The sequence below is a fragment of the Mycobacterium gastri genome (assembly GCF_002102175.1).
GTDB classification, from domain to species: domain Bacteria; phylum Actinomycetota; class Actinomycetes; order Mycobacteriales; family Mycobacteriaceae; genus Mycobacterium; species Mycobacterium gastri.
Genome location: NZ_LQOX01000128.1, coordinates 68,910 through 92,574, shown reverse-complemented (window position 1 = coordinate 92,574; position 23,665 = coordinate 68,910). Strand labels below are relative to the sequence as shown.

The following is a 23,665-nucleotide window of genomic DNA, read 5'->3' as shown; positions in this document are numbered from 1 at the left end:
AGCTGCGCCACGCATTTGCCGCTCTTGGTCACCAGCCTATTCAACGGATCGTTTGGCACGTGACCGTGACGCAGGTCATAGTGCACCAACCCCCACCATCGCGGTAGGCCCGGCCACGAGGATGCCCCGGCCGAAATGACAATCCCGGAAGACATCGCAGGGCCGAGAAGCAATTCATAGCTCAGCGAAACATCTTTTGCACTAAGGCCTTTCGTGTTCCATGACCTCATCGGCCAGGTCCGGCGCGGTAGCCGCGACATCTCGGCGCGCCGAGGCCGGCCCAGCCGCTGATCGCACACGACCAAGGCGTCTGCCGTCGGCTGGGCTCACATTGACTTCTTGCATTGACACATTTGCCGGCGATGACGACGGAACACTCCCCAGGTAGTTTTCAGCCGAAATGCGCTGTGCTACAACAACATATGTATCCACAGCACAAGGGCCAGATTTTTCTTGGCGGAAAAACCGCCGAAATAACGGAACAAATTCCGCGTCGCACTAGATAACATTTAAATGAGAAAACAGATAGAAGTGAAAGACTCACGCCCGGCACAAGAATTCGATTGCGCTCAATCCGGAGAGCAAACCGACGCAAACCGGGCGCAAATATTGCAGCCCGCCACACGGGCACGGTAAGTGCTAACGGTCAGCGCCGAGGCTGTGCTGGTACGCGCAAGTCGGCCGCGGTATTGACATTCGACAGCGGCCCGGAATTCGACATCACGATCCGTTGAGCGTCGCAAGCATCGACGAAGGCGCTCATCCTGCGCTCACCGGCAGCAACCAATGCATCAACCCGATCGGCCAACTCGGTCCGGTATACCGCAGTCAAGTAGTGGCTGCGACCGTCCCACGGCAGCACCACTTCGGCATTGGTCTGCACCGCACGGCGCACCAGATCATCGATCAATTCGACTGTCAGCAAAGGCATGTCGACGGCGCACACGAACGCAAGCCGCGCGCCGGCTGCCGCGGCCGCGCGCAAGCCGCGCCCGGTCGCCGGCAACGGACCGAGCCCCCGCACTTCGTCGCGCAGCACGGCTACCGGCAACGGGGGCAATGGTTGCCCGGGGGCCGCCATCACGAATACCGGCTCGCAGCGCTGTCCGACGACACCGACCACGTGCTCGACCAGCGTTGTGGTCCCTCCCGGCAGCGGCAGCGTGGCTTTGTCACGACCCATCCGCCGCGACTCTCCGCCGGCCAGGACGACCCCCGCCAGTGACGCTGCTCCCGGCACCGGTTCGCCCACGTCAGCCGACAGTCCAGGTGTCGCGCCCGCGGAGTAGCGCCTGCAGCGCGGTGGTGTCGGACGGAACCGCACTCTGGGCGGCGCTGACCTGAGAACGTGCCGCGTCATCGTAGGTGGGCCTGCTGATGTGACGGAAGATTCCGAGCACGGTGTGCTCAAGGTTTTGATCGGACAGCCGAGACAACGCGAATGCGTACGCCGCGTCGTCGGCGTGCGCGTCGTGCACCACGATCTCATCGACAGCCACGTCGGCGGTCTTGGCCACATCGAGGCTGAAGCCAGACCTCACGACGCAGTATTCACCGTTGGCGCCGAACACGATCGGTTCACCGTGGCGGACGTTGATGACCCGCTCCTCCGCCCCCTCCTTGCGCAGCGCGTCGAAGGAGCCGTCGTTGAATATCGGGCAGTCCTGCAGGATTTCGACCAGCGCGGCACCGCGGTGCTGGGCAGCAGCGCGTAGCACCTCGGAAAGCCCGGCGCGGTCGGAATCCAAAGCGCGGCCGACGAACGTCGCCTCGGCACCCAAGGCCAGCGAGACCGGGTTGAACGGAGTATCCAGCGAACCCATCGGGGTCGACTTGGTGATCTTGCCGACCTCCGACGTCGGTGAGTATTGACCCTTGGTCAGGCCGTAGATCCGGTTGTTGAACAGCAGAACCGTGATGTTGACGTTGCGGCGCATTGCATGGATCAGGTGGTTACCACCGATCGACAACGCATCGCCGTCGCCGGTGACCACCCACACCGACAGGTCCTCGCGGGCCAGCGCCAGCCCAGTCGCGATCGCCGGCGCGCGGCCGTGGATCGAGTGGAATCCGTAGGTCTCCAGGTAGTACGGGAAGCGGCTGGAGCATCCGATACCGCTGATGAACACGATGTTCTCGCGGCGTAATCCGAGTTCGGGCAGAAAGTTGCGAATGGTGTTGAGGATGACGTAGTCCCCGCACCCTGGGCACCAGCGGACCTCCTGGTCACTGGTGTAATCCTTGGCCTTCTGCGGTTGATCCGTCGTGGGCACCCGCGAGTTCTTGGTCAAACTTGGCGTTAGCCCGAGGTCTGTGCCCGCCAGATCGCCGGTCACGCTAGTCATGAACGTCGCTCCTCCTCATTGCCTGGTCCCCCGCTGGCGGGCGGTGCCCCACCGGGTCGCGGCGCCGGTCATTCGACAGCTCCCGCCCCAATGGGGGCCGCCCCCAATTTGGCGACCATCGTCTTGTCTTGCTCAATCTCGGCCAGTGTCCCGCCCAATGCGGCGCGGATAACTCGGCCAATTTCGTCGGCCAAGAACGACAACCCTTGAACTTTGGTTACCGATTGAATGTCGACCAGATACTTTCCGCGTAGCACCAACGCCAGCTGGCCCAGATTCATCTCGGGCGCCACTACCTGCGGGTAACGTCGCAGCACGTCACCCAGGTTCGCCGGAAATGGGCTGAGGTACCGCAAGTGGGCATGCGCGACCTTGACCCCCCTGCGCCGCGCCTGTCGGCATGCCTCGCCGATCGGCCCGTAAGAGCTGCCCCAGCCGATCAACAACAGCTCAGCGTCCCCCGTCGGGTCGTCGACCTCGAGGTCGGGAACTCGGATTCCGTCAATCTTGGCTTGGCGAATTCGAACCATCAGGTCGTGATTCATCGGCTCGTAGGAGATGGCACCGGAGCCATTGGCAGCTTCCAGCCCGCCGATGCGGTGCTCCAGACCGGGAGTGCCGGGCACGGCGAACTGACGGGCGAGAGTCTCGGGGTCGCGGTTGTACGGCTGGAAAGGCTCGTCCGGTTTGGCGAACTTGTGCGCGATGGGTTCAAAGGTCGTGATATCGGGAATTCGCCACGGTTCCGAGCCGTTGGCGATGGCCCCATCGGACAAGACGATCACCGGGGTCTGGTAGGCAAGGGCAATCCGCACCGCCTCGACGGCGACCTCGAAGCAGTCGGCCGGCGACCGCGGCGCCAGCACCGCAACCGGTGACTCACCGTTGCGGCCATACAACGCCTGCAGCAGGTCAGCCTGCTCGGTTTTGGTGGGCAGGCCAGTCGACGGTCCACCTCGCTGCACATCGATGACGATCAACGGCAGTTCGGTCATCACGCCAAGGCCTAGTGCCTCGGACTTCAGCGAAATACCCGGCCCGGACGTGCTGGTGACACCAATCGCACCGCCGTAGGCCGCGCCCAGGGCCGCGCAGACACCCCCGATCTCGTCTTCGGCCTGGAAGGTGACGACATTGAAGTTCTTGTGTTTTGACAGCTCGTGCAGGATGTCGGACGCCGGCGTAATCGGATAGCTGCCCAGCACCACCGGAGCATTGGCGAGCTGACCCGCTGCAACGATCCCGTACGCCATAGCGGTGTTGCCCGAGATTTGCCGGTATTCACCGGGCGGCAAAGCCGCCGCAGGAACCTCGTACGTGGTGCCGAACGCCTCGGTGGTCTCGCCGTAGTTCCACCCCGCCTTGAGGGCCAGCACATTGATCTCGGCGATCCCGGGCTTGCGCGCAAACTTCTCTCTGATGAAGTTTTCACTGCTCCGAATCGGCCGCCCGTACATCCACGACAACAACCCCAAAGCGAACATGTTCTTGGCGCGCTGGCCGTCTTTCTTCGACGCACCGACGGTTTCCACTGCCGCCAGGGTCAACGTGGTCATCGGGACGGAATGCACGACGTACTCGTCCAATTCGTCGGATTCCAGCGGATTGGTGACATAGCCGACCTTCATCAAGTTGCGCTTGGTGAACTCGTCCGAATTGGCGATCACCATGCCCCCGCGCGGCAGGTCACCGATATTGGCCTTCAGCGCTGCCGGGTTCATCGCGACCAGCACGTCCGGCCGGTCACCGGCAGTCAGGATGTCGTAGTCAGCAATCTGTATCTGAAAGGACGACACCCCGGGCAAGGTGCCCGCCGGAGCCCGGATCTCGGCGGGATAGTTCGGCTGGGTGGCCAGGTCGTTGCCGAAGATGGCCGCTTCTGAAGTGAACCTGTCGCCGGTCAGCTGCATCCCGTCGCCGGAGTCCCCGGCGAAACGGATGACGACATGTTCCAGGCGCCGCCGCTCGTGCCGGGCATGCGACGCCACGGCATGAGACTCTGACTCGGCTCCGCTGCCGTTCGGATCCACGTCTCCGCCTTCCTTCTGTGATCAGGATGTAGTCAGACCCTAATCAGGAGAAGCACTCCGGTGCGATTTCAGGTTACGCCGTCGGAATGGCTCCCCCACCTCACGTTTTGGTGTCACTGGCGGTATCAAGTATGACACTTGTTCCTGCGCGCTTGGCTGGCACGGAACCTTGGCAGAGGGCGGTCGATTCGCTAAAAGCCGATGTCAGGACGGGGACCGTTGCGATGGCAGCCCAAACTGTGGTCTTGGTCACTTTCTCACCCACCGCGTCTAAGACGTCTAAGACCGCTCGATCGTGTCGATGCTAACCGACGCGGGTACCGAGCCTGGTCGCGACGGGCCCGTATCTTCGCGAGGCTAGGCGCTCTTGTCGCGACGCTCGGAACGGGACGGCTTGCGCGGCACGATGGTCGGCAGCACGTTGTCCTGCACGGTCTCCTTGGTGACCACCACTTTGGCGACGTCGTCGCGGCTGGGGATGTCATACATCACCGGCAACAGAACTTCTTCCATAATCGCCCGCAAGCCGCGGGCGCCGGTGCCGCGGTGGATCGCTTGGTCGGCGATCGCCTCCAGCGCGTCGTCGGTGAACTCCAGCTCCACACCGTCCATCTCGAAGAGCCGGGTGTACTGCTTGACCAGAGCGTTCTTCGGCTCGGACAAGATCTTGACCAACGACTCCTTGTCCAGGTTGGTGACCGAGGCAACCACAGGCAGGCGGCCGATGAATTCGGGGATCAAGCCGAACTTGATCAGGTCCTCGGGCATCACGTCGGCAAAGTGGTCGGTGGTGTCGATCTCGGCCTTGGAGCGGACTTCGGCGCCAAAGCCCAAGCCGCGCTTGCCCACCCGCTCGTAGATGATCTTCTCCAGCCCGGCGAACGCGCCCGCCACGATGAAAAGCACGTTGGTGGTGTCGATCTGGATGAACTCTTGGTGCGGGTGCTTGCGGCCGCCCTGCGGGGGAACCGATGCCTGGGTGCCCTCGAGAATCTTCAGCAGGGCCTGCTGAACGCCTTCTCCCGAGACGTCGCGGGTAATCGACGGGTTCTCGCTCTTGCGGGCGATCTTGTCGACCTCGTCAATGTAGATGATGCCCGTCTCGGCGCGCTTGACGTCGTAGTCGGCTGCCTGAATCAGTTTCAGCAGAATGTTCTCGACGTCTTCACCGACATAACCGGCCTCGGTGAGCGCCGTGGCGTCAGCGATGGCGAACGGCACATTGAGCATCTTGGCCAGCGTCTGGGCCAGGTAGGTCTTACCGCAACCGGTAGGCCCGAGCATCAAGATGTTGGATTTGGTCAGCTCGACCGGCTCGTGCCGGGAGTCGCGGCTCTTCTCGCCGGCCTGGATACGTTTGTAGTGGTTGTAGACCGCGACGGCCAGGGTCCGTTTGGCGGTGTCCTGTCCGATGACGTAGCCCTCGAGGAATTCCCGGATTTCAACCGGCTTGGGCAGCTCATCGAGTTTCACATCGTCGGCGTCGGCGAGTTCCTCTTCGATGATCTCGTTGCAAAGGTCGATGCACTCATCGCAGATGTACACTCCGGGACCGGCGATGAGCTTCTTGACCTGTTTTTGACTCTTCCCGCAGAACGAGCACTTCAGCAGGTCACCGCCGTCTCCTATGCGCGCCATGATGGTGAGGGCCTACTTCCTGTTCGCCGTTCGACTTACCGTGCCGCGTGTACTCCCCGACGCTACCCGCTTGCTGTGGCCCACCGCGACTGTTGGCGCCGAATAGCGTCTTTGATATTCCTGGGTATTCATAGCCTCGTGTCGGAATGAAACATATCGCCCGGCGGCGCCCGGCACTCGTCGAGACGCGCGATCGGTGTCTCTGGCGTGTCGCGGTCGTTATGCAACCGATGCTCATCAACTGGATCAACTGGCGGACCCGGTGGCGGCCCACACCCCAAGCGACCACCCTACAGTGACCCCTACAGTGACGTTGTGCGGTTGGCTGCTGATTCCGTGGTGATCAGCGACGGCGGCCTGGCCACCGAGCTCGAGGCCCGCGGTCATGACCTTGCCGACCCGTTGTGGTCGGCGCGGCTGCTGACCGAAGCGCCGCAGGAGATCACCGCGGTGCATGCGGCGTACTTTCGCGCCGGTGCCACGATCGCCACGACGGCCAGTTACCAGGCGTCGTTCGAGGGATTCGCCGCGCACGGGATCGGCCGAGACGACGCGGTCGCGTTGCTGCGCCGCAGTGTTGAACTCGCCGCGAGCGCCCGGGACGAGGTCGGCGCGGCCGGCCTTCGGGTGGCCGCCTCCGTCGGACCCTACGGTGCCGCGCTCGCCGATGGGTCGGAATATCGCGGCCGCTACGGACTCAGCGTCAGGGCGCTAACCCGGTGGCATCGCCCGCGGCTGGAGGTGTTGGCGGCCGCCGGCGCAGACGTGCTGGCACTGGAAACCATCCCCGATGTCGACGAGGCCGAAGCACTCGTCAACCTGGTGCGCCAGGTGGGCGTGCCGGCCTGGCTCAGCTACACGATCGACGGGACCCGAACCCGAGCCGGGCAACCGCTGTCCGGCGCGTTCGCGGTGGCCGCGGGAGTTCCGGAGATCGTCGCGGTGGGCGTCAATTGCTGCGCTCCCGACGACGTGTTGGCGGCAATCGCCTGCGCCGACGTGGGCAAGCCGGTGATCGTCTACCCCAACAGCGGCGAGCATTGGGACAGCCGGCGCTGTGCCTGGGTAGGCCCGCGGCGGTTTTCTGCTGAACTCGCCACGCAGTGGGTTGCCGCGGGAGCGCGCATCGTCGGCGGATGCTGCCGGGTGGGGCCAGCCGACATTGCCGAGATCCGGCGGGTACTGGCCGTTGAGGCCTAGTTCAAGCCTTCTGCGCGGACAGCTTCCGGTATTCCAGAACGGTGTCGATGATGCCGTAGTCTTTGGCCTCTTCGGCGGTCAGGATCTTGTCTCGGTCGGTGTCCTTGCGGATCACCGCGGCGTCCTTGCCGGTGTGGCGCGCCAGCGTGGTCTCCATCAGCGTGCGCATCCGCTCGATCTCGGCGGCCTGGATCTCCAGATCGGAGAATTGACCCTGGATCACCCCCGACAACGACGGCTGGTGGATCAGCACCCGCGCGTTGGGCAGCGCCATCCGCTTACCCGGCGTCCCGGCAGCCAACAGCACCGCCGCGGCCGAGGCGGCCTGACCGAGGCACACCGTCTGGATGTCGGCCCGCACGTACTGCATGGTGTCGTAGATCGCCATTAGAGAGGTGAACCCGCCGCCGGGCGAGTTGATGTACATGGTGATATCGCGGTCGGGGTCCAGCGACTCGAGCACGAGCAGCTGCGCCATGATGTCGTTGGCCGATGCGTCGTCGACCTGGACACCGAGGAAGATGATGCGTTCCTCGAACAGCTTGTTGTAGGGGTTGGACTCCTTGACGCCGAAGCTGGAGTGCTCGATGAACGACGGCAGGATGTACCGCGCCTGAGGCTGGATCTGAGGGTTTTGGGCATTCACTGCATTTCTCCATTGGTGACGCTTGCGGCGCGGGTGATGATGTGGTCGACGAAACCGTATTCCAGGGCTTCCTCGGCGGTGAACCAGCGATCGCGATCCGAGTCCGCCTCGATGCGCTCGATCGGCTGGCCGGTGAATTCGGCGTTGAGCCGGAACATCTCCTTCTTGATGACCGCGAACTGCTCGGCCTGAATTGCGATGTCGGCCGCACTGCCGGTCACCCCGCCCAGCGGCTGGTGCATGAGGATGCGGGCATGCGGCAGCGCGTAACGCTTGCCTTTGGTGCCCGCGGCCAGCAGGAACTCGCCCATGGAGGCGGCCATGCCCATCGCGTAGGTGGCGATGTCGCAGGGTGCCAAGGTCATGGTGTCGTAGATCGCCATGCCGGCGCTGATCGATCCGCCCGGTGAGTTGATGTACAGCGAGATGTCCTTGGTGGGGTCCTCGGCCGCGAGCAGCAGAATCTGCGCGCACAGCCGGTTGGCCACGTCGTCGTTCACCTCTGAACCCAGGAAGATGATGCGCTCGGAGAGCAAGCGCTCATAGACCGAGTCCGTCAGGGTAAGGCCCTGCGAGTTCGAACGCATGTCAGTCACTTGGCTCACAGTGGGACACCTGCTTTCTTGAGTTCCGTAGAACCGACCCTAACCAACCGCACTGGCTGTGTGGCGCTCCCGCACCCGTTGAAATGGGCGCGTTCGCTCACAGCGTCACGCGCTGTGTTCTTTGCCGGGCGGATCGGTCGCGGCGGTCTCGGCCGGGGCGTCGGCGGTCTCGGCCGGGGCGTCGGCGGTCTCAGCCGGGGCGCCGGAGTCTTCGTCTGGGGCGCCGGAGTCTTCGTCGCCCGCAGCTGTGTCTTGGGCACCGGCGTCGGGCTCTTCCGAAGCCTCGCGGCTCGTGCCGAACAACTCTCCGGTGTCGATCGTGTTGCCGTCGCTATCGGTGACCGTTGCGGCCCGGGCGACAGCCCGTACCGCCACCTCGCGCCGAACGTCGGCGAACATCGACGGCAGCTGGTTGTTCTCCTGAAGGTAGGCGAACAGTTGTTGCGGCTCGACGCCATACTGCCGCGACGTCGTCAGCAGTCGTTCGGTGAGGTCCTCCTGACCCACTTGGACTTTCAGCTCATCGGCGAGGGCGTCCAACAGCAGCTGCCTCTTGACGTCCTTCTCCGAGGCGCTGCGGGCCTCGGCGTCGAACGCCTGACGCGACGAGCCTTGCTCGGCGAGCAGCTCGTTGAACCTGGCCTCGTCGTGGTCGATGCCGCTGAGTGCGCTGTGGATGACGCTGTCGTACTGCGCCTGGACATAGGACTCCGGCACCGGCACGTCGACCTGCTCGAGCAAGGTGTCGATGGTGGCGTTGCGGATCTGCTCCGCCTGCTGGGCGCGCTTTGCCTGCAGCACCTGCTCACGCAGGTTGGCTCGCAGTTCCTCGATGGTGTCGAACTCGCTAGCCAACTGGGCGAACTCGTCGTCGGGCTCGGGTAGCTCGCGCTCCTTGACGGACTTGACAGTGACGGTGACCTCCGCGTCGCGTCCGGCGTGTTCGCCGGCTGCCAACTTGGCGGTGAAAACCCGAGACTCGTCGACGGACAGGCCGACGATCGCGTCGTCGAGCCCTGCGATCAGGCGACCGGAGCCGACCTCGTGTGACAGTCCCTCAGCGGCGGCGTTGGGCACCTCCTCCCCATCGACGGTTGCCGACAGGTCGATCGTGACAAAGTCGCCGACCGCCACCGGCCGCTCGACCGGGTTTAGCGTGCCGAAGCGGGCGCGCAGCGACTGCAGCTCAGCTTCGACGTCGTCGTCGCTGACCTCGATGGACTCCACTGAGACCGACAACTGGCCCAGGTCGGGCAGCGTGATCTTGGGGCGGACGTCGACCTCCGCGGTGAAAGCCAGATCCTGGCCGTACTCCTTTCGGGTGACCTCGATGTCGGGTCTGCCCAGTGGCTGGATCTCCGACTCGGCCAGCGCCTGTCCATACCGGCTGGGCAGGGCATCGTTGACGATCTGATCGAGCATCGCCTCTCGACCGAAGCGCGCCTCGAGGAGCCGGATCGGCGCCTTGCCCGGCCGGAACCCAGGCAGCCGAACCTGTTTGGCCAGCTCCTTGTAGGCCCGCTGGAAATCAGGCTCGAGCTCTTCGAAGGGCACCTCCACATTGATACGAACCCGAGTAGGGCTCAAATGCTCGACGCTGCTCTTCACGAATGTGCTCCTCGATGGTTGTTCCGGACGGTCGGCTGGTCGGGGTGACAGGATTTGAACCTGCGGCCTTCCGCTCCCAAAGCGGATGCGCTACCAAGCTGCGCTACACCCCGCGCTGACCTCGCGATCCTACGGCCCGGCGACACCGGGCCCGCAGCGACCTCCGAGGACCTGACGGCATCCGCGGCGCGCGTCACATCACTGCGTCGATTAGATTTGATCTCGGCCACCACGTAGAGTTTCGCTCGACTTAATGCATGCGGGCGTAGCTCAATGGTAGAGCCCTAGTCTTCCAAACTAGCGACGCGGGTTCGATTCCCGTCGCCCGCTCAGACTTCGCCGCCCCGGGGGGAATGCGCCATGTGTAATGCCGAGGTCAAAGGCACATGCGCGCCCGACTTCGCCAAAGTACGTGACGCGTTCGAGCGCAACTTCAGGTCGGGTCACGAAGTCGGCGCGGCCGTCGCCGTGTGGGTGGACGGCGATCTCGTCGTCAACCTCTGGGGCGGTTCGGCGGACGCTGCCGGTACCCGGCCCTGGCGACAAGACACCCTGACCAACGTGCTGTCCGGCACCAAGGGCCTGGCGGCCACCTGCATCCACCAACTCGCCGACCGCGGTGAGCTGGACCTGCAGGCACCGGTGGCCCGCTATTGGCCCGAGTTCGGGCAAAAGGGCAAGGAAGCCGTGACCGTGGCCATGGTGCTGAGCCACCGATCCGGCGTGATCGGACCGAACAAGCGACTGAGCTGGGAGCAAGTCACCGACTGGGATTTTGTCTGCGAGCAACTGGCGGCGGCGGAACCATGGTGGCAGCCGGGTACTGCTCAGGGCTACCACATGACCACGTTCGGTTTCATCCTCGGCGAAGTGTTCCGCCGGATCACCGGTCGCACGATCGGCCACTATTTGCGCACCGAGATCGCCGAACCGATCGGCGCCGACATCCACATCGGCCTGCCCCGGTACGAACAGCATCGCTGTGCCGACATGGTGAACGAGCCGAAGGTCCGCGGGATGCTCGCCGACGTGCAAGCCCCCAGCTGTCCGGCCAGCCTGGACGAACACCCCAAAGCCGCGCTATCGGTCTCGATGGGATTCGCCCCCGCCGATGAAGTCGGCAACAACGACATGCAACTCTGGCGTGAGCTGGAGTTCCCCGGCACCAACGGCCTGGTCTCGGCACTGGGCTTGGCGACGTTCTACAACGCGCTCGCCCAAGAGAAGCTGCTCAGCCGTGAACACATGGACCTGGTCCGAGCGCCGCAAGGCGGCTTCGACACCGATCTGGTGCTCGGTCCCCGGGTGGCCGATCACGGCTGGGGGTTGGGCTACATGCTCAACCAGCGTGCCGTCAACGGCCCTAATCCGCGAACATTCGGCCACGGCGGCCTGGGCGGTTCATTCGGGTTTGTCGATCTGGAACACGGGATCGGCTACGCGTACGTGATGAACCGCTACGACGCCAGTAAGGCCAACGCCGACCCTCGCAGCGTCGCCCTGAGCAACGAGGTCTACTCGACGCTCGGTGTCACGCCGGACTAACCCGGCCTCGCAATTTGCCGACCATAGGCCGCGAAAGCCGTTCGGCAGCATGCGGTTTGACCGAAGGGCTTACCGTCCGCCCCCGGCCCCGCCGCCTGGTCCGGCAGGCCCTGCCGGACCAGGCCCGGGTCCGCCGGCTCCGCCCGGGCCGGGCCCCCAGCCGGGCCCGCCATTCGGGTAGGGTCCCGGTCCACGCCAGTTGTCGTGGTAGTTGTTCCAGTCCCAGTTGTTGCCCCAGCCGGGATCCCAGAAGTCGCCCGGGCACCACCACTGCGGGATGGGCGATGGGCTGCGCACTTTGTCACCGTTGGCAGACCGGGCACCAGAACACGTTGCGGCCTTCCAACTCGGCCGTAAGCACCGTCGTCCCGCAGAGTCGACATGGCTCGCCCGCGCGCCGATAGACGTAGGTGCGCGGCCGGCCGGGCCGGTACGACGGGGCGCCGTGATCGTGCTCGGCGCGGACGGCAACGATCTTGCCGCGCCGCAGGCCCACCTTCATCAACGCCACCAGGTCGGTCCAGGCCGCGTCGAACTCTGCCTCGGTGATCCGCTGACCGGTCCGGTAGGGGTCGATGCGGTGGCGGAACAACAGCTCACTGCGGAAGACGTTGCCCACCCCCGCAATCACCGTCTGGTCCATCAGGAGCGCACCAATAGGCCTGCGGGACTTCATGATTCGCGCCCAAGCCCACGACGGGTCAGCGTCCGGACGCAACGGGTCGGGCCCTAGCCGGGCAACCACGTCGGCGACTTGGCTCTCGTCGATCACCTCGCATACCGTCGGGCCGCGTAGGTCGGTGCCGTATTCGGCGCCGACCATGCGCATCCGCACCTGTCCCACCGGTTCGGGAAGACGATCGGCCGCTGGACGTTCCCATTCGGTGAACGTGCCGTAGAGCCCGAGATGGACATGGACGATCCCGCCGCCCTGGTAGTGATGGAACAGGTGTTTGCCCCAGACGCTGGTTCGCCGCAGCACCCGGCCGTCCACCGCGGTCGCCGAATCGGCGAAGCGGCCCTGGGGGCTGGATACCGCCACCGGCGCACCGGCGAAACGGCGCTGATGCAGCCGGGCCAACCGGTGCAACGTATGCCCCTCGGGCACGGCAGTCCTTTTCTGGCCTCAGGCTCTCAGGCCACCGCGCCGGGCACCGGCGGCGCTTGGTGGGAGCGTTCGTATTCGGTGAGAATGTCGATTCGGCGCTGATGGCGTTCGCCCTTAGACCACTGCGCGGACACAAAGGCGTCGACGATCGCCAGCGCCTCGGCGACGGTGTGCATGCGGCCGCCGATGCCGATCAGCTGAGCGTTGTTGTGTTCCCGGGCCAGCGACGCCGTCTCCACACTCCAGGCCAGCGCGCAGCGCGCGCCGGGGACCTTGTTGGCCGCAATTTGCTCACCATTGCCGGATCCCCCGAGCACAATGCCCAGGCTGCCCGGATTGGCCACCGTCCGTTCCGCGGCGGCGATGCAGAACGCCGGATAGTCGTCCTCGGCGTCGTAGGTGAAGGCGCCGCAGTCGACCGGTTCGTGTCCCGACATCTTGAGGTGCTCGATAATGTGCTGCTTGAGTTCGAATCCGGCGTGGTCAGACCCGAGGTAGACGCGCATGCCCGCCATTGTGCCCGACACCCGCCGCGGGTCGTCGTCGCCCGGCCTAATCGAATTCGGGGCGCTCGGTGCGAGTCCTCTTGAGCTCGAAGAAATGCGGGTAGGCGGCGAATGTCAAAGACGCGTCCCAGAGCTTGCCGGCCTGCTCGCCGCGCGGAATCTTCGATAGCACCGGCCCGAAGAACGCCACCCCGTTGACGTGAATGGTCGGCGTGCCCACGTCGTCACCCACGGCGTCCATCCCGGCGTGGTGGCTCTTACGCAGGGCGTCGTCGTAGGCATCGGTGGTAGCGGCTGCGGCCAGTTCGGCCGGCAGACCGACCTCCGCCAACGATTGGGTGATGACGTCCTCGAGGTCCTTGTTGCCCTCGTTGTGAATCCGGGTGCCCATCGCGGTGTACAGCGGGGCCAACACGGCGGCGCCGTGAGCCTGCTCGGCGGCGATCGCCACCCGCACCGGTCCCCAGGCCTTCGCCAGACCTTCGCGATACTGCTCGGGCAGGTCTTCGCGGCTTTCGTTGAGTATCGCCAGGCTCATGACGTGGAAGTTCACCTCGATATCCCGGACTGTTTCCACCTCGAGAATCCAGCGCGACGTGATCCACGCCCACGGGCACAGCGGGTCGAACCAGAAATCGGCAACAGACCTCTCGGGCATCGCGAACTTCCTCTCGTTGACGGTCAGATAGACGCAACCGCGTTACCGGCAGGATTGTTCCCGTGTCACCCAAGCCCGATCGCCTCAGCCCCGATCAGCCGGCTTGACCGGAATTGCCGGAGCCGCCCGTCGCACCGGTTGCGCCGTTCTGGCCAGCCGCGGCGGGCCCGCTCTGTCCAACTCCACCGGGGCCGCCCAAACCGCCGGACCCGCCCGTGCCGCCACTACCGCCGACACCACCGAGGCCGGAGACACCGGATTGGCCGATCAGTCCGCCGGCGCCGCCAGCGCCGCCATTGCCGCCGTCGCCACCGTCACCGCCGCCACCACCGGTACCGCCATCACCGCCGACTCCCCCAGCACCCATAAACGCCAACTGGGCATTGGTTCCGCCGCTGCCGCCGTTGCCGCCGACCCCGCCGAATCCGCCCAAAGACCCGGTGCCGCCGGCGCCACCGGCACCTCCGACACCTCCGCTACCACCGTCTCCGATCAACCAGCCACCTCGGCCGCCGACACCCCCTGTGCCGCCGTTGCCGCCGAGGCCGCCAGCAATGCCGTCGCCGCCCCGCCCTCCGACCCCACCGTCGCCGCCCTTGAAGGTGGTTCCATAGGCCCCGGACCCATCGGCGGTGCCGCCGGCGCCACCTGCGCCGCCGGCGGCGCCGGTTCCGCCCTCCCCGCCCGCACCGCCTTGACCGCCGATCGCGTTGGCCCTTCCGCTTGTTGACAGCTGGGTATTGGCAGTGCCACCGGCGCCACCGGTGCCGCCCATCGCCCCAGCGCCGCCGGCACCACCGTCGCCACCGTCACCACCAATAGCGGTTGCTGACGACGCACCCGTGACGGTGGCGGTGCCGCCGGTGCCGCCGGTGCCGCCCATCGCGCCGAGGCCACCGTCGCCACCAAGGCCGCCGTTACCACCTGTGATGCTGGTAACAGTCGTCGACGAGGTGGAGCTGGCTCCGCCGTGGCCGCCGACACCGCCGATCTCCCCGACGGCAGTACCGCTACTGGCGTTGCCGCCGGCGAGGCCGTTGGCATTGGTCTTATCCAGACCCGCGCTGCCGTTGCCGGCGTACGTGTACGGCGGACCGGCGGGGCCGGGGTTGACACCGGCGACGCCGGCCCCACCATCTCCGCCGACACCTCCGTTGCCGCCCATACCCCACAGCCCGGCGTTGCCGCCGTCACCACCGTTACCGCCGAGCCCGCCGGCGGTAACGGTGGTGCCGGCGCCACCAGCGCCGCCGTTGCCGCCGTTGCCAGCGAGCACCCCACCGGCTCCGCCGGCACCCCCCGCCTGACCTGGACCGCCCGCGCCGCCGTTGCCTCCGTTGCCGATCAGCCCGGCCGCCCCGCCGGCCCCACCCGACTGGCCGGCCCCGCCAGCCCCACCATTGCCGCCGTTCCCGTACAACAAGCCGCCGGGGCCACCGGGCTGGCCGGGAGCGCCGTTAGCGCCGTTGCCGATCAGCGGGCGCCCCAACAACGCCTGGGCGGGCGCGTTCACCGCGCCCAACGCCGCCTGCATCGGCGAGGCGTTGACCGCCTCGGCGTTGGCATACGAGCCCGCACCCGCGGTCAAGGCGCGCACAACCTGGTCATGAAACGCCGCCGCTTGGACGCTGAGGGCTTGATATGCGTGTCCGTGCGCGTCGAACAGTGCGGCAATGCCCGTCGACACCTCATCGGCCGCCGCGGCGACCAACCCGGTCGTCGGGGCGACCGCCGTGGCGTTGGCTGCGGCGATCGTCGAACCGATATTCGCCAACCCTTCCGCCGCCGTCGCCATCGTGTCTGGTGCCGCGATCACAAATGACATCGCCCAACCTCCCGTTGCCGCAACATGACTAGTGCAGGTCAACATCTCGGACTGCTGCATTGCACGCTACCGAGGCAGCACCCGAGAGATGGTGCGTTCGGGTCAAATCTTCGGTGCACGCCGTTGGCCAACGATGCAACCGCGACCGAGATCCCCGTGTTGCGCGGCTGTCGATATGTTGGAGCCCGTGGCCCTTCCGAATCTCACCCGCGAACAGGCAATCGAACGCGCCGCCCTGATTACCGTCGACAGCTACCAGATCAACCTCGATCTGACCGACGGGCATGGCGGCCCCGGCGAACAGACCTTCCGGTCCACCACCACGGTGGCATTCGACGCGCTCGCCGGCGCCGACACGGTGATCGACATCGCCGCCGAGACCGTCCGTAGCGCCAGCCTCAATGGCGCAGCACTGGATGTGTCCGGCTACGACGAGTCGACCGGGATCCCGCTGCGAGGGCTGGCCAACCGCAACGTCGTCATTGTCGACGCCGACTGCCGGTACTCCAACACCGGCGAAGGTCTGCACCGCTTCGTCGACCCCGTCGACGGTGAGACGTACCTGTACTCGCAATTCGAAACCGCCGACGCCAAGCGGATGTTCGCCTGCTTCGACCAGCCCGACCTCAAGGCCACGTTCGAGCTGCGGGTCACCGCGCCCGAGCACTGGAAGGTGATCTCCAACGCCGCTGCCACCCGGGTGGACAACGGGGTGCACAACGGGGTGCACACCTTTGCCACCACCCCGCCGATGAGCACCTATCTGGTGGCGCTGATCGCCGGACCGTACGCCGCCTGGCATGACACCTACCGCGACGAGCACGGCGAGATCCCGCTGGGGCTCTACTGCCGGGCGTCGTTGGCGCAATACATGGACGCCGAGCGGTTGTTCACCCAGACCAAGCAGGGATTTGGCTTCTACCACAAGCACTTTGGGCTGCCCTACGCGTTCGGTAAATACGACCAGCTGTTCGTGCCCGAATTCAATGCCGGTGCGATGGAAAACGCCGGCGCGGTGACCTTCCTCGAAGACTACGTTTTCCGCAGCAAGGTCACCCGCGCCGCCTACGAGCGGCGCGCCGAGACGGTATTGCACGAGATGGCACACATGTGGTTCGGCGACCTGGTCACCATGAAGTGGTGGGACGACCTGTGGCTCAACGAGTCCTTCGCCACCTTCGCGTCGGTGCTGTGCCAAAGCGAGGCGACCGAGTTCACCCAGGCCTGGACAACGTTCGCCACCGTCGAAAAGTCATGGGCCTACCGCCAGGACCAACTACCGTCGACGCACCCGATCGCCGCCGACATTCCCGACCTGGCCGCGGTGGAGGTGAACTTCGACGGCATCACCTACGCCAAGGGCGCGTCGGTGCTCAAACAGCTGGTCGCCTACGTCGGGCTGGAGCATTTCCTGGCCGGGCTGCGCGACTACTTCCGCAGCCACGCGTTCGGCAACGCCACGTTCGACGATCTGATTGCCGCGCTGGAAAAGGCGTCCGGCCGCGACCTGTCGACCTGGGGTCAACAGTGGCTGAAGACCACCGGGCTCAACACGCTGCGGCCGGACTTCGACGTCGACGAGGACGGTAGGCTCACCCGGTTTGCGGTGACGCAGAGCGGGGCCGCGCCGGGCGCGGGTGAGACCCGGGTCCACCGGCTGGCAGTGGGCATCTACGACGACGATGTCTCCAGCGGGTCGGGCAAGCTGGTCCGGGTCCACCGCGAGGAACTTGACGTCGCCGGCCAGGAGTCGGAAGTGCCTGCGCTGGTTGGTGTTCCGCGCGGAAAGCTGATTCTGGTCAACGACGACGACCTGACCTACTGCTCGCTGCGGCTGGACGCCGAGTCGCTGCGGACAGCGCTGCAGCGCATCGCCGACATCGCCGAGCCGCTGCCGCGCAGCCTGGTGTGGTCGGCGGCGTGGGAGATGACCCGCGAGGCCGAATTGCGCGCCCGCAACTTCGTAGCACTGATGTCAGGCGGCGTGCACGCCGAGACCGAGGTCGGTGTGGCGCAACGGTTGCTGATGCAGGCGCAGACGGCGCTGGGTTCCTACGCCGAACCAGGCTGGGCCCGTGAGCATGGTTGGCCGCAGTTCGCCGACCGGCTACTGCAATTGGCCCGCGACGCCGCGGCCGGCTCCGATCATCAGCTGGCCTTCGTCAACGCGTTGTGCGGGTCGGTGCTATCACCCCGCCACGTCGAAACCGTGGCCGCGCTGCTCGACGGTGACCCCGCCGAATTGGGACTGGCGGGCTTGGACGTCGACACCGACCTGCGCTGGCGAATCGTGATCGCGCTGGCAACCGCGGGCGCCATCGACGCCGACGGGCCGCAGTCACCGAGGATCGATGCCGAGGAACAGCGCGACCCGACCGCCACCGGCAAGCGGTACGCCGCCCAGGCCCGCGCGGCGCGGCCACAATCCGAGGTCAAGGAGAGCGCCTTCACCACAGTGGTCGAAGACGACACCCTGGCCAACGCCACCAGCCGCGCGATCATCGCGGGCATCGCCGCGCCGGGGCAAGGTGAGCTGCTCAAGCCGTTCACCGCACGCTATTTCGAGGCGATCCCGGGAGTGTGGGCACGGCGATCCAGCGAGGTCGCGCAATCGGTGGTGATAGGGCTGTATCCCGGTTCCGATATTAGCGAGGAAGGCATCGCCGCCGCCGACAACTTCCTGTCCGCCCCGGACTCCGAGCTACCGCCGCCGTTGCGCCGGCTGGTGCTGGAGGGCCAAGCCGGCGTCAAACGGTCGCTGCGGGCCCGACGATTCGACGCGGCCGAATAGCGCGAGCGTCGCGTCTGCGTCTGCAACACGAGCCGCCGCGGGTGCGCACGACCGCGCAGGGTCGCGTCCGGGTGGAACTACGCCGCCGAGATCCCGGCACTGATGACGCGGATCGCGCTGATCAGCCCGTCGATCAGGTGACCCTGCTCGAACGCCGACGACGCGGCGGCCACGCCCAGGGGAGCTGCCGACTCGGCACCGCAACCCCGCAGCGCCGAGCCGTAGACCACCTCGATGGCGGACTGGTTGGGTGAAACCGCGATCAGCACCGCGTCGTTGGGTGTGGGCACCTTCGCCAGAATCTCCCGCGCCCGTGCGGCGGTGTCATCACCCAGATCACCCAGGTAGACGGCGAAGCGAGCCTTGGATGCCCGCGAGCTGTAGACCAGCGCGTCGTCCAAAGCCACGAGGTCCTTGGTCGGGAACGGATAGTGCACCGACAGTTCCCCGGGCTCGGTGACCCCGGAGAGCCGGCCGCTGCTGGTGATCACCCAGCCCTTCGGCAGATCGGTGGGTTCGATCGTCGCAACGTCACCATGTGCCACTGGCGCCACCTCCAACCGAGAACTCTGACGAACCATGCCCGCCGTGGGCGCCGCCGACAGCTTCGTCGGTCGCGGCCCACAGGATCGGTGGATGTGTCCAACGCTCCGACATTTCGTAGGTTGCGGGGTGCGGTCCCTTGCGGGTGAAGATCATCAATGCCAGCACGACCACCAGCAACAGCGGGATTCCGACGAACAAGAGGTGAATCTCCATAGCGTTCACGACGCAAACCGTATCCCACCGAGGGCCCCTCAGGGCACCGAGGACGGCAGAAAATCAGGCCGCGCCTTCACCGAGGTATCGCTCCCACGACGGGTCCAGCTCTTTGACCGTGGACAGCAGCCGCCAGTGCTGCCCGGTCGGCGGCAGCGGCTTGCGGCGTAGTAACCAGCCGAGTTCGGTCAGCAGCTTGTCGCCCTTGCGGTGATTGCATGTCGAGCAGCACGCGACGCAGTTCTCCCACGAGTGCTCGCCCCCACGGCTGCGTGGCACCACGTGGTCGACTGTATCGGCCTTGGCCCCGCAATAGGCGCAGCAGAAGCGATCGCGGTGCATCAACGCAGCACGGGTCATCGGGACCCGCGCCCGGTAGGGAACCCGGACGTAGGTTCGCAGCTGGATGACCGACGGCACCACGATCGAGCTGGTCGCCGAGTGGATGACCGGACCGGCGGGATCGTCGTGTACCACGTCGGCCTTACCGCAGATCACCATGACGACCGCCCGCCGCATCGGCAACGCGGTGAGCGGCTCGTAGGTCGAGTTCAACAGCAGCACCCGGCGGCGGTTCCAGACCGATGCGCTCTCCGAGCGGTTGGGCGGATGGGTTTCAACCCCCAGGGCGGGTCGATGGGAGTGGGCACTGTGCAGGCATGATGCGGTTGCAGGCCCTGTTCCACCTGCCGCGGCACCGCTATTGCGGTGGCTGCGGCGCTTTTTGCCCTGCGCCATAGATCCTCCGCGGAACAGTCCACCATGATTTTTTGCCGACCGCACGCCAAATGCCTGGACCACGCCGTGTCGAACGGGTGAACACCGGCGTACCGAGCCCCATCCTTGCCCGACGGTACTGCCGCCAGCAGTCGGCAGCGGCGGTAACGGAGTGCAACACTGGCATCAGTTATCGGGATCCCGCTGCGCCATCCGGCGGTCAAGAAGAGGAGCTGACGACATGCCGGGTGACGCGGGTCCGCCAGGTGATTCCGGTAACGAGGACACGACGGCAGAACGCTATCGCCGCACCGCGCGAAACCCGCTCACCCCGCGTGACGCCGTGGCGGAGCTGCTCGCCTCGATGAACCGCGTCATCGAAATCACCGAGCCAGATCCACAGTTGCCGGCAGCGTTGAGCTTCTCGCGATCCAGACAGGCCGCGCTGGCCGCCAAGCGCGGGATAGCAAAGGGTTTGGCCGAACGAGATGTCGCCGATCGCGCCGAGCCTCGGCGCCGGGAACTGCCCGAACGGCTCCAGACCGCTTTGCGCGCGATAGACGACTGCATTTCCGGAATGCAGCACCTCGACAGGAAAAGGTTGGAGATCGCCGCAGCCGCGAGCCAGGAAGCCTTCGCGGTGGCATCAGACGGCTGCGTCAGCATCGGGACAGCAGATCAACGCTCGGTGGGTGACGAGGCCGCCGTGAGCCGCGCCCGCTATGAGCATCGCCTCATGTCGGTGCTCGCGGAGATGGCTGCGCTGCAGGAGCGCTCCGTGGCCACGATCACCGAACGATTGGGCGCCGACGAACCGGGGATACCCTGGTCCTTCATCGAGTGCGCCAAGGCCGGCGTCGAGCTGAGCACTTTCGAAACGGGTGGCGCAGGCCTGCCGCCGTCGCCACTGCGCGATCTGTTGGACCGGCTTGCTGCCGACATGGCGAGCGCCAAGCGACGATTCGGCCCCAACCGCTAGGGATGGTCGGACCGGAGCCGAAGGTGAGATCGACATCACGCGGCGTCCGCGATTCATAGACCACAATGGAAGCAATGGAACCGCAACAGCAATCCTTCTACGACGCCGTCGGCGGCGCCAAGACGTTCGACGCGATCGTGTCACGCTTCTACGAACAGGTCGCAGAAGACGAGATCCTGCGTCCGCTGTATCCCGAGGAGGACCTATCCGGCGCCGAAGAGCGACTGCGGATGTTCCTCGAGCAATATTGGGGCGGCCCGCGAACCTACTCCGAACAGCGCGGACATCCTCGGCTGCGGATGCGGCACATGCCGTTTCGGATCACGCCCATCGAGCGCGACGCCTGGTTACGGTGCATGCACACCGCGGTCGCCTCCATCGATGCACAGACCCTGGACGACGAGCGCCGCCGCGAGTTGCTCGCCTATCTCGAGATGGCAGCCCACTCGTTGGTGAACTCCGCGTTTTGATGGCCGCCGCAGTGGATCGAGAAGATCAGCCGCGGCCGTGGTGGTCGGACGCGGTGTTCTACCAGGTGTACCCGCGCTCGTTCGCCGACAGCGACGGCGACGGGGTCGGTGACCTCGACGGGCTCACGGCCCGCTTGGAGTATTTGCAACAGCTCGGTGTCGACGGTATCTGGATCAACCCGGTCACCGTCTCGCCGATGGCCGACCACGGTTATGACGTTGCCAACCCTCGGGACATCGATCCGCTTTTCGGCGGGATGGCAGCGTTCGAACGACTGGTCGCGGCTGCACATCAGCGCGGTATCAAGGTCACCATGGACGTGGTGCCCAACCACACCAGCTCCCAGCACCCATGGTTTCAGGCGGCGCTGGCCGCCGGTCCCGGCACCGACGCGCGGGACCGCTATTTCTTTCGCGACGGCCGCGGTCCGGACGGGTCGCTGCCACCGAACAACTGGGAGTCAGTCTTCGGCGGACCGGCGTGGACTCGGGTGACCGAACCGGACGGCAACCCAGGACAGTGGTATCTGCACCTCTTCGACGCCGAGCAGCCCGACCTCAACTGGGACAACCCAGAGGTTTTCGACGACTTCGAGAAGACACTGCGCTTCTGGTTGGAACGCGGGGTGGACGGGTTCCGCATCGACGTGGCCCACGGCATGGCCAAGCCCGCTGGTCTGCCCGACGCCGCTGACGAAGCCAAGATCTTGCGCCACACCGATGACGACCCACGCTTCAACCGCCCCCAGGTACATGCGATCCACCGCGATATCCGCGCAGTTATCGACGACTACCCGGGGGCGGTCACCGTCGGCGAGGTCTGGGTGCAGGACAACACCCGATGGGCCGAATATGTACGGCCCGACGAACTGCACCTCGGCTTCAACTTCCGGCTGACCCGGACCGAGTTCGACGCCACCGAGATCCACGACGCCGTGCAGAACTCGCTGGCGGCTGCGGCAATAGAAAACGCCACGCCGACCTGGACGCTGGCCAACCACGATGTGGGACGGGAGGTCACCCGCTACGGCGGCGGCACGACCGGGCTACGCCGGGCGCGGGCGATGGCGATGGTCATGCTCGCCCTGCCGGGCGCGGTATTTCTCTACAACGGTCAGGAACTCGGGCTGCCCGATGTGGACCTGCCCGACGAGGCACTGCAGGACCCGACGTGGAAACGCTCCGGCCACACCGAGCGCGGCCGCGATGGGTGCCGGGTGCCGCTGCCGTGGTCGGGCGACGCTCCCCCGTTCGGGTTTTCGACGTGCGCCCACACCTGGTTACCGATGCCGCGCGAATGGGCCGCGTTGACCGTCGAGAAGCAACGCGCAGATCCCGATTCGACGTTGTCGTTCTTTCGTCGTGCGCTCCAATTGCGAAGGGAACACGCCCAATTCGATGGCAGCCAAATCGATTGGCTGCCGGCACCGGGCGACGCGGTGGTCTTTCGGCGCCGCGGCGGCGGACTGGTGTGCGCGTTAAATGCGGGCCGTCGCCCGATCACCCTGCCCCCGGGCGAGCTGCTGATGGCGAGCGGGCCGTTGGTTGACGGACAGCTGCCGCCGGACACCGCGGCCTGGTCGGTTTAGCCTGCGTCGGTCGTAGATGGGCTCGACACCGGCAGACTTGCCAAGCGTGGCGGACTACTGGAACCACAACACCGCCTATCACCCATGGCTGGTCGACATTGCAGCGCAGCACCACGGGGACGTCTTGGATGTGGGGTGCGGTGAGGGCCTGCTGGTGCAGCGGCTGGCATCAGTATCGCGCCGGGTGGTCGGCATCGATCCTGACGCTGTCACAGTCGAGCGAGCACGTCTCCGGCTGCACTCGACAACCAATACTTTGGTCGACTGCTGCGACTTTCAGGGCTTTACCGCACCCGAGCAAAGCTTTGATGTCGTCGCATTCGTGGCCAGCATTCATCACCAGCCACTACGAGAAGCGCTAGTCAAAGCGCGCCGACTACTCAAGCCCGGCGGCGAGCTGGCCGTCGTGGGGCTTGCGGCGAACACGACGATCCGCGACTGGGCGTGGTCCCTGCTCTGCATGCCCATCGTTCGCATAGGATCGCGCCTTCATGGCGAGACCCGTGACATCGGCGTACCGGTCACCGAGCCCCACGAAAACCTCGATCAGATCCGACAGGTAGCCAACGAGGTACTGCCCAACGCCCAACTCCGACGGGGCCTCTACTACCGGTACCGCTTGCACTGGCGAAACCCGCGGTAGCAA

The 23,665-nt window shown here is 65.9% G+C and carries 22 protein-coding genes and 2 tRNA genes; 8 read left to right on the top strand and 16 right to left on the bottom strand.

Translation table 11 applies throughout. The annotated features are described in order from the left end of the window. Positions 1 to 646: 646 nt before the first annotated feature. From mobA to clpX, 4 genes are all read right to left on the bottom strand, one after another. Positions 647 to 1,252, bottom strand: a complete 606-nt coding sequence (gene mobA / locus AWC07_RS19890) for a molybdenum cofactor guanylyltransferase (RefSeq protein WP_036417391.1) — start codon at positions 1,250 to 1,252, stop codon at positions 647 to 649. Position 1,253: 1 nt separating this feature from the next. After that, positions 1,254 to 2,345, bottom strand: coding sequence for a 2-oxoacid:ferredoxin oxidoreductase subunit beta (locus AWC07_RS19885; protein WP_085105197.1), 1,092 nt, complete (start codon positions 2,343 to 2,345; stop codon positions 1,254 to 1,256). Positions 2,346 to 2,413: 68 nt separating this feature from the next. Next, positions 2,414 to 4,375, bottom strand: a complete 1,962-nt coding sequence (locus AWC07_RS19880; RefSeq protein WP_036412158.1) for a 2-oxoacid:acceptor oxidoreductase subunit alpha — start codon at positions 4,373 to 4,375, stop codon at positions 2,414 to 2,416. 357 nt (positions 4,376 to 4,732) lie between these two features. Beyond that, positions 4,733 to 6,013, bottom strand: coding sequence for an ATP-dependent Clp protease ATP-binding subunit ClpX (clpX, locus tag AWC07_RS19875; RefSeq protein WP_036412161.1), 1,281 nt, complete (start codon positions 6,011 to 6,013; stop codon positions 4,733 to 4,735). A 315-nt stretch (positions 6,014 to 6,328) separates the two neighbouring features. Between clpX and mmuM the strand changes: the two genes are divergently transcribed. Further along, positions 6,329 to 7,213, top strand: coding sequence for a homocysteine S-methyltransferase (mmuM, locus tag AWC07_RS19870; protein WP_036412163.1), 885 nt, complete (start codon positions 6,329 to 6,331; stop codon positions 7,211 to 7,213). 1 nt (position 7,214) lies between these two features. Here the strand turns inward: mmuM and clpP2 are convergent, their stop codons facing one another. The 4 genes from clpP2 to AWC07_RS19850 all read right to left on the bottom strand — a co-directional run bounded on the left by clpP2 (position 7,215) and on the right by AWC07_RS19850 (position 10,185). Beyond that, positions 7,215 to 7,859 carry an ATP-dependent CLP protease proteolytic subunit ClpP2 gene (gene clpP2, locus AWC07_RS19865; RefSeq protein ID WP_036412165.1) on the bottom strand — a complete coding sequence of 215 codons (645 nt, stop codon included), beginning with the start codon at positions 7,857 to 7,859 and terminating at the stop codon, positions 7,215 to 7,217. Continuing rightward, entirely contained in the window at positions 7,856 to 8,464 is a 609-nt protein-coding gene (gene clpP1, locus AWC07_RS19860) for an ATP-dependent CLP protease proteolytic subunit ClpP1 (protein WP_139829797.1), read from the bottom strand. The genes clpP2 and clpP1 overlap by 4 nt, the downstream gene beginning before the upstream one ends. Positions 8,465 to 8,569: 105 nt before the next feature. Continuing rightward, positions 8,570 to 10,072, bottom strand: coding sequence for a trigger factor (gene tig / locus AWC07_RS19855; RefSeq protein WP_084293465.1), 1,503 nt, complete (start codon positions 10,070 to 10,072; stop codon positions 8,570 to 8,572). A 36-nt stretch (positions 10,073 to 10,108) separates the two neighbouring features. After that, positions 10,109 to 10,185 (bottom strand) — tRNA-Pro (locus tag AWC07_RS19850). A 146-nt stretch (positions 10,186 to 10,331) separates the two neighbouring features. Here AWC07_RS19850 and AWC07_RS19845 point away from each other — a divergent pair. Both AWC07_RS19845 and AWC07_RS19840 read left to right on the top strand, forming a co-directional pair. Further along, positions 10,332 to 10,402 (top strand) — tRNA-Gly (locus AWC07_RS19845). Between the two features lie 30 nt (positions 10,403 to 10,432). Then, positions 10,433 to 11,617, top strand: a complete 1,185-nt coding sequence (locus AWC07_RS19840; protein WP_036412169.1) for a serine hydrolase domain-containing protein — start codon at positions 10,433 to 10,435, stop codon at positions 11,615 to 11,617. Positions 11,618 to 11,686: 69 nt separating this feature from the next. Here AWC07_RS19840 and AWC07_RS19835 read toward each other — a convergent pair whose 3' ends face one another. The 5 genes from AWC07_RS19835 to AWC07_RS19815 all read right to left on the bottom strand — a co-directional run bounded on the left by AWC07_RS19835 (position 11,687) and on the right by AWC07_RS19815 (position 15,714). Next, on the bottom strand, positions 11,687 to 11,914 hold the full coding sequence (locus tag AWC07_RS19835; protein ID WP_084293466.1) for an Mtp family mycobacterial-type pilin: 228 nt from the start codon (positions 11,912 to 11,914) through the stop codon (positions 11,687 to 11,689). Positions 11,915 to 11,918: 4 nt separating this feature from the next. After that, a complete protein-coding gene (locus AWC07_RS19830; RefSeq protein ID WP_036412171.1) occupies positions 11,919 to 12,725 on the bottom strand; it encodes an Fpg/Nei family DNA glycosylase in 807 nt (268 codons plus the stop codon). A 26-nt stretch (positions 12,726 to 12,751) separates the two neighbouring features. After that, a complete protein-coding gene (locus AWC07_RS19825; protein ID WP_036412177.1) occupies positions 12,752 to 13,231 on the bottom strand; it encodes a ribose-5-phosphate isomerase in 480 nt (159 codons plus the stop codon). A gap of 46 nt (positions 13,232 to 13,277) precedes the next feature. Further along, positions 13,278 to 13,889, bottom strand: coding sequence for an Rv2466c family mycothiol-dependent reductase (locus AWC07_RS19820; RefSeq protein ID WP_036412174.1), 612 nt, complete (start codon positions 13,887 to 13,889; stop codon positions 13,278 to 13,280). A gap of 94 nt (positions 13,890 to 13,983) precedes the next feature. Beyond that, positions 13,984 to 15,714 carry a PE family protein gene (locus tag AWC07_RS19815; RefSeq protein WP_085105196.1) on the bottom strand — a complete coding sequence of 577 codons (1,731 nt, stop codon included), beginning with the start codon at positions 15,712 to 15,714 and terminating at the stop codon, positions 13,984 to 13,986. Positions 15,715 to 15,901: 187 nt separating this feature from the next. Between AWC07_RS19815 and pepN the strand changes: the two genes are divergently transcribed. Further along, positions 15,902 to 18,505, top strand: a complete 2,604-nt coding sequence (gene pepN, locus AWC07_RS19810; RefSeq protein ID WP_085105201.1) for an aminopeptidase N — start codon at positions 15,902 to 15,904, stop codon at positions 18,503 to 18,505. A gap of 77 nt (positions 18,506 to 18,582) precedes the next feature. Here the strand turns inward: pepN and AWC07_RS19805 are convergent, their stop codons facing one another. From AWC07_RS19805 to AWC07_RS19795, 3 genes are all read right to left on the bottom strand, one after another. Further along, on the bottom strand, positions 18,583 to 19,050 hold the full coding sequence (locus AWC07_RS19805) for a DUF5130 domain-containing protein (protein ID WP_036418296.1): 468 nt from the start codon (positions 19,048 to 19,050) through the stop codon (positions 18,583 to 18,585). Continuing rightward, positions 19,037 to 19,264, bottom strand: a complete 228-nt coding sequence (ctaJ, locus tag AWC07_RS19800) for an aa3-type cytochrome oxidase subunit CtaJ (protein WP_036418297.1) — start codon at positions 19,262 to 19,264, stop codon at positions 19,037 to 19,039. Before ctaJ ends, AWC07_RS19805 begins: the two co-directional genes overlap by 14 nt. A gap of 63 nt (positions 19,265 to 19,327) precedes the next feature. After that, a complete protein-coding gene (locus AWC07_RS19795; RefSeq protein WP_036418298.1) occupies positions 19,328 to 20,002 on the bottom strand; it encodes an HNH endonuclease in 675 nt (224 codons plus the stop codon). 220 nt (positions 20,003 to 20,222) lie between these two features. On the opposite strand from AWC07_RS19795, the gene AWC07_RS19790 reads away from it, so the two are divergent. The 4 genes from AWC07_RS19790 (at position 20,223) to AWC07_RS19775 (ending at position 23,662) form a co-directional block, all read left to right on the top strand. Continuing rightward, positions 20,223 to 20,960, top strand: a complete 738-nt coding sequence (locus AWC07_RS19790) for a hypothetical protein (RefSeq protein ID WP_036418299.1) — start codon at positions 20,223 to 20,225, stop codon at positions 20,958 to 20,960. 74 nt (positions 20,961 to 21,034) lie between these two features. Continuing rightward, positions 21,035 to 21,430, top strand: coding sequence for a globin (locus AWC07_RS19785; protein ID WP_036418343.1), 396 nt, complete (start codon positions 21,035 to 21,037; stop codon positions 21,428 to 21,430). Beyond that, positions 21,430 to 23,019, top strand: coding sequence for a glycoside hydrolase family 13 protein (locus tag AWC07_RS19780; protein WP_036418303.1), 1,590 nt, complete (start codon positions 21,430 to 21,432; stop codon positions 23,017 to 23,019). Before AWC07_RS19785 ends, AWC07_RS19780 begins: the two co-directional genes overlap by 1 nt. Before the next feature lie 16 nt (positions 23,020 to 23,035). Beyond that, positions 23,036 to 23,662 carry a class I SAM-dependent methyltransferase gene (locus AWC07_RS19775; protein ID WP_051508225.1) on the top strand — a complete coding sequence of 209 codons (627 nt, stop codon included), beginning with the start codon at positions 23,036 to 23,038 and terminating at the stop codon, positions 23,660 to 23,662. Positions 23,663 to 23,665: the final 3 nt, after the last annotated feature.

What these genes read in the sequence shown, in the direction of transcription:
- AWC07_RS19825 (WP_036412177.1), bottom strand. Translation starts at nt 13,231, where the DNA reads ATGCGCGTCTACCTCGGGTCTGACCACGCCGGATTCGAACTCAAGCAG.
- AWC07_RS19795 (WP_036418298.1), bottom strand. Translation starts at nt 20,002, where the DNA reads ATGGCGCAGGGCAAAAAGCGCCGCAGCCACCGCAATAGCGGTGCCGCG.
- AWC07_RS19820 (WP_036412174.1), bottom strand. Translation starts at nt 13,889, where the DNA reads ATGCCCGAGAGGTCTGTTGCCGATTTCTGGTTCGACCCGCTGTGCCCG.
- AWC07_RS19840 (WP_036412169.1), top strand. Translation starts at nt 10,433, where the DNA reads ATGTGTAATGCCGAGGTCAAAGGCACATGCGCGCCCGACTTCGCCAAA.
- AWC07_RS19790 (WP_036418299.1), top strand. Translation starts at nt 20,223, where the DNA reads ATGCCGGGTGACGCGGGTCCGCCAGGTGATTCCGGTAACGAGGACACG.
- AWC07_RS19815 (WP_085105196.1), bottom strand. Translation starts at nt 15,714, where the DNA reads ATGTCATTTGTGATCGCGGCACCAGACACGATGGCGACGGCGGCGGAA.
- clpX (WP_036412161.1), bottom strand. Translation starts at nt 6,013, where the DNA reads ATGGCGCGCATAGGAGACGGCGGTGACCTGCTGAAGTGCTCGTTCTGC.
- AWC07_RS19885 (WP_085105197.1), bottom strand. Translation starts at nt 2,345, where the DNA reads ATGACTAGCGTGACCGGCGATCTGGCGGGCACAGACCTCGGGCTAACG.
- AWC07_RS19785 (WP_036418343.1), top strand. Translation starts at nt 21,035, where the DNA reads ATGGAACCGCAACAGCAATCCTTCTACGACGCCGTCGGCGGCGCCAAG.
- ctaJ (WP_036418297.1), bottom strand. Translation starts at nt 19,264, where the DNA reads ATGGAGATTCACCTCTTGTTCGTCGGAATCCCGCTGTTGCTGGTGGTC.
- AWC07_RS19775 (WP_051508225.1), top strand. Translation starts at nt 23,036, where the DNA reads ATGGGCTCGACACCGGCAGACTTGCCAAGCGTGGCGGACTACTGGAAC.
- AWC07_RS19780 (WP_036418303.1), top strand. Translation starts at nt 21,430, where the DNA reads ATGGCCGCCGCAGTGGATCGAGAAGATCAGCCGCGGCCGTGGTGGTCG.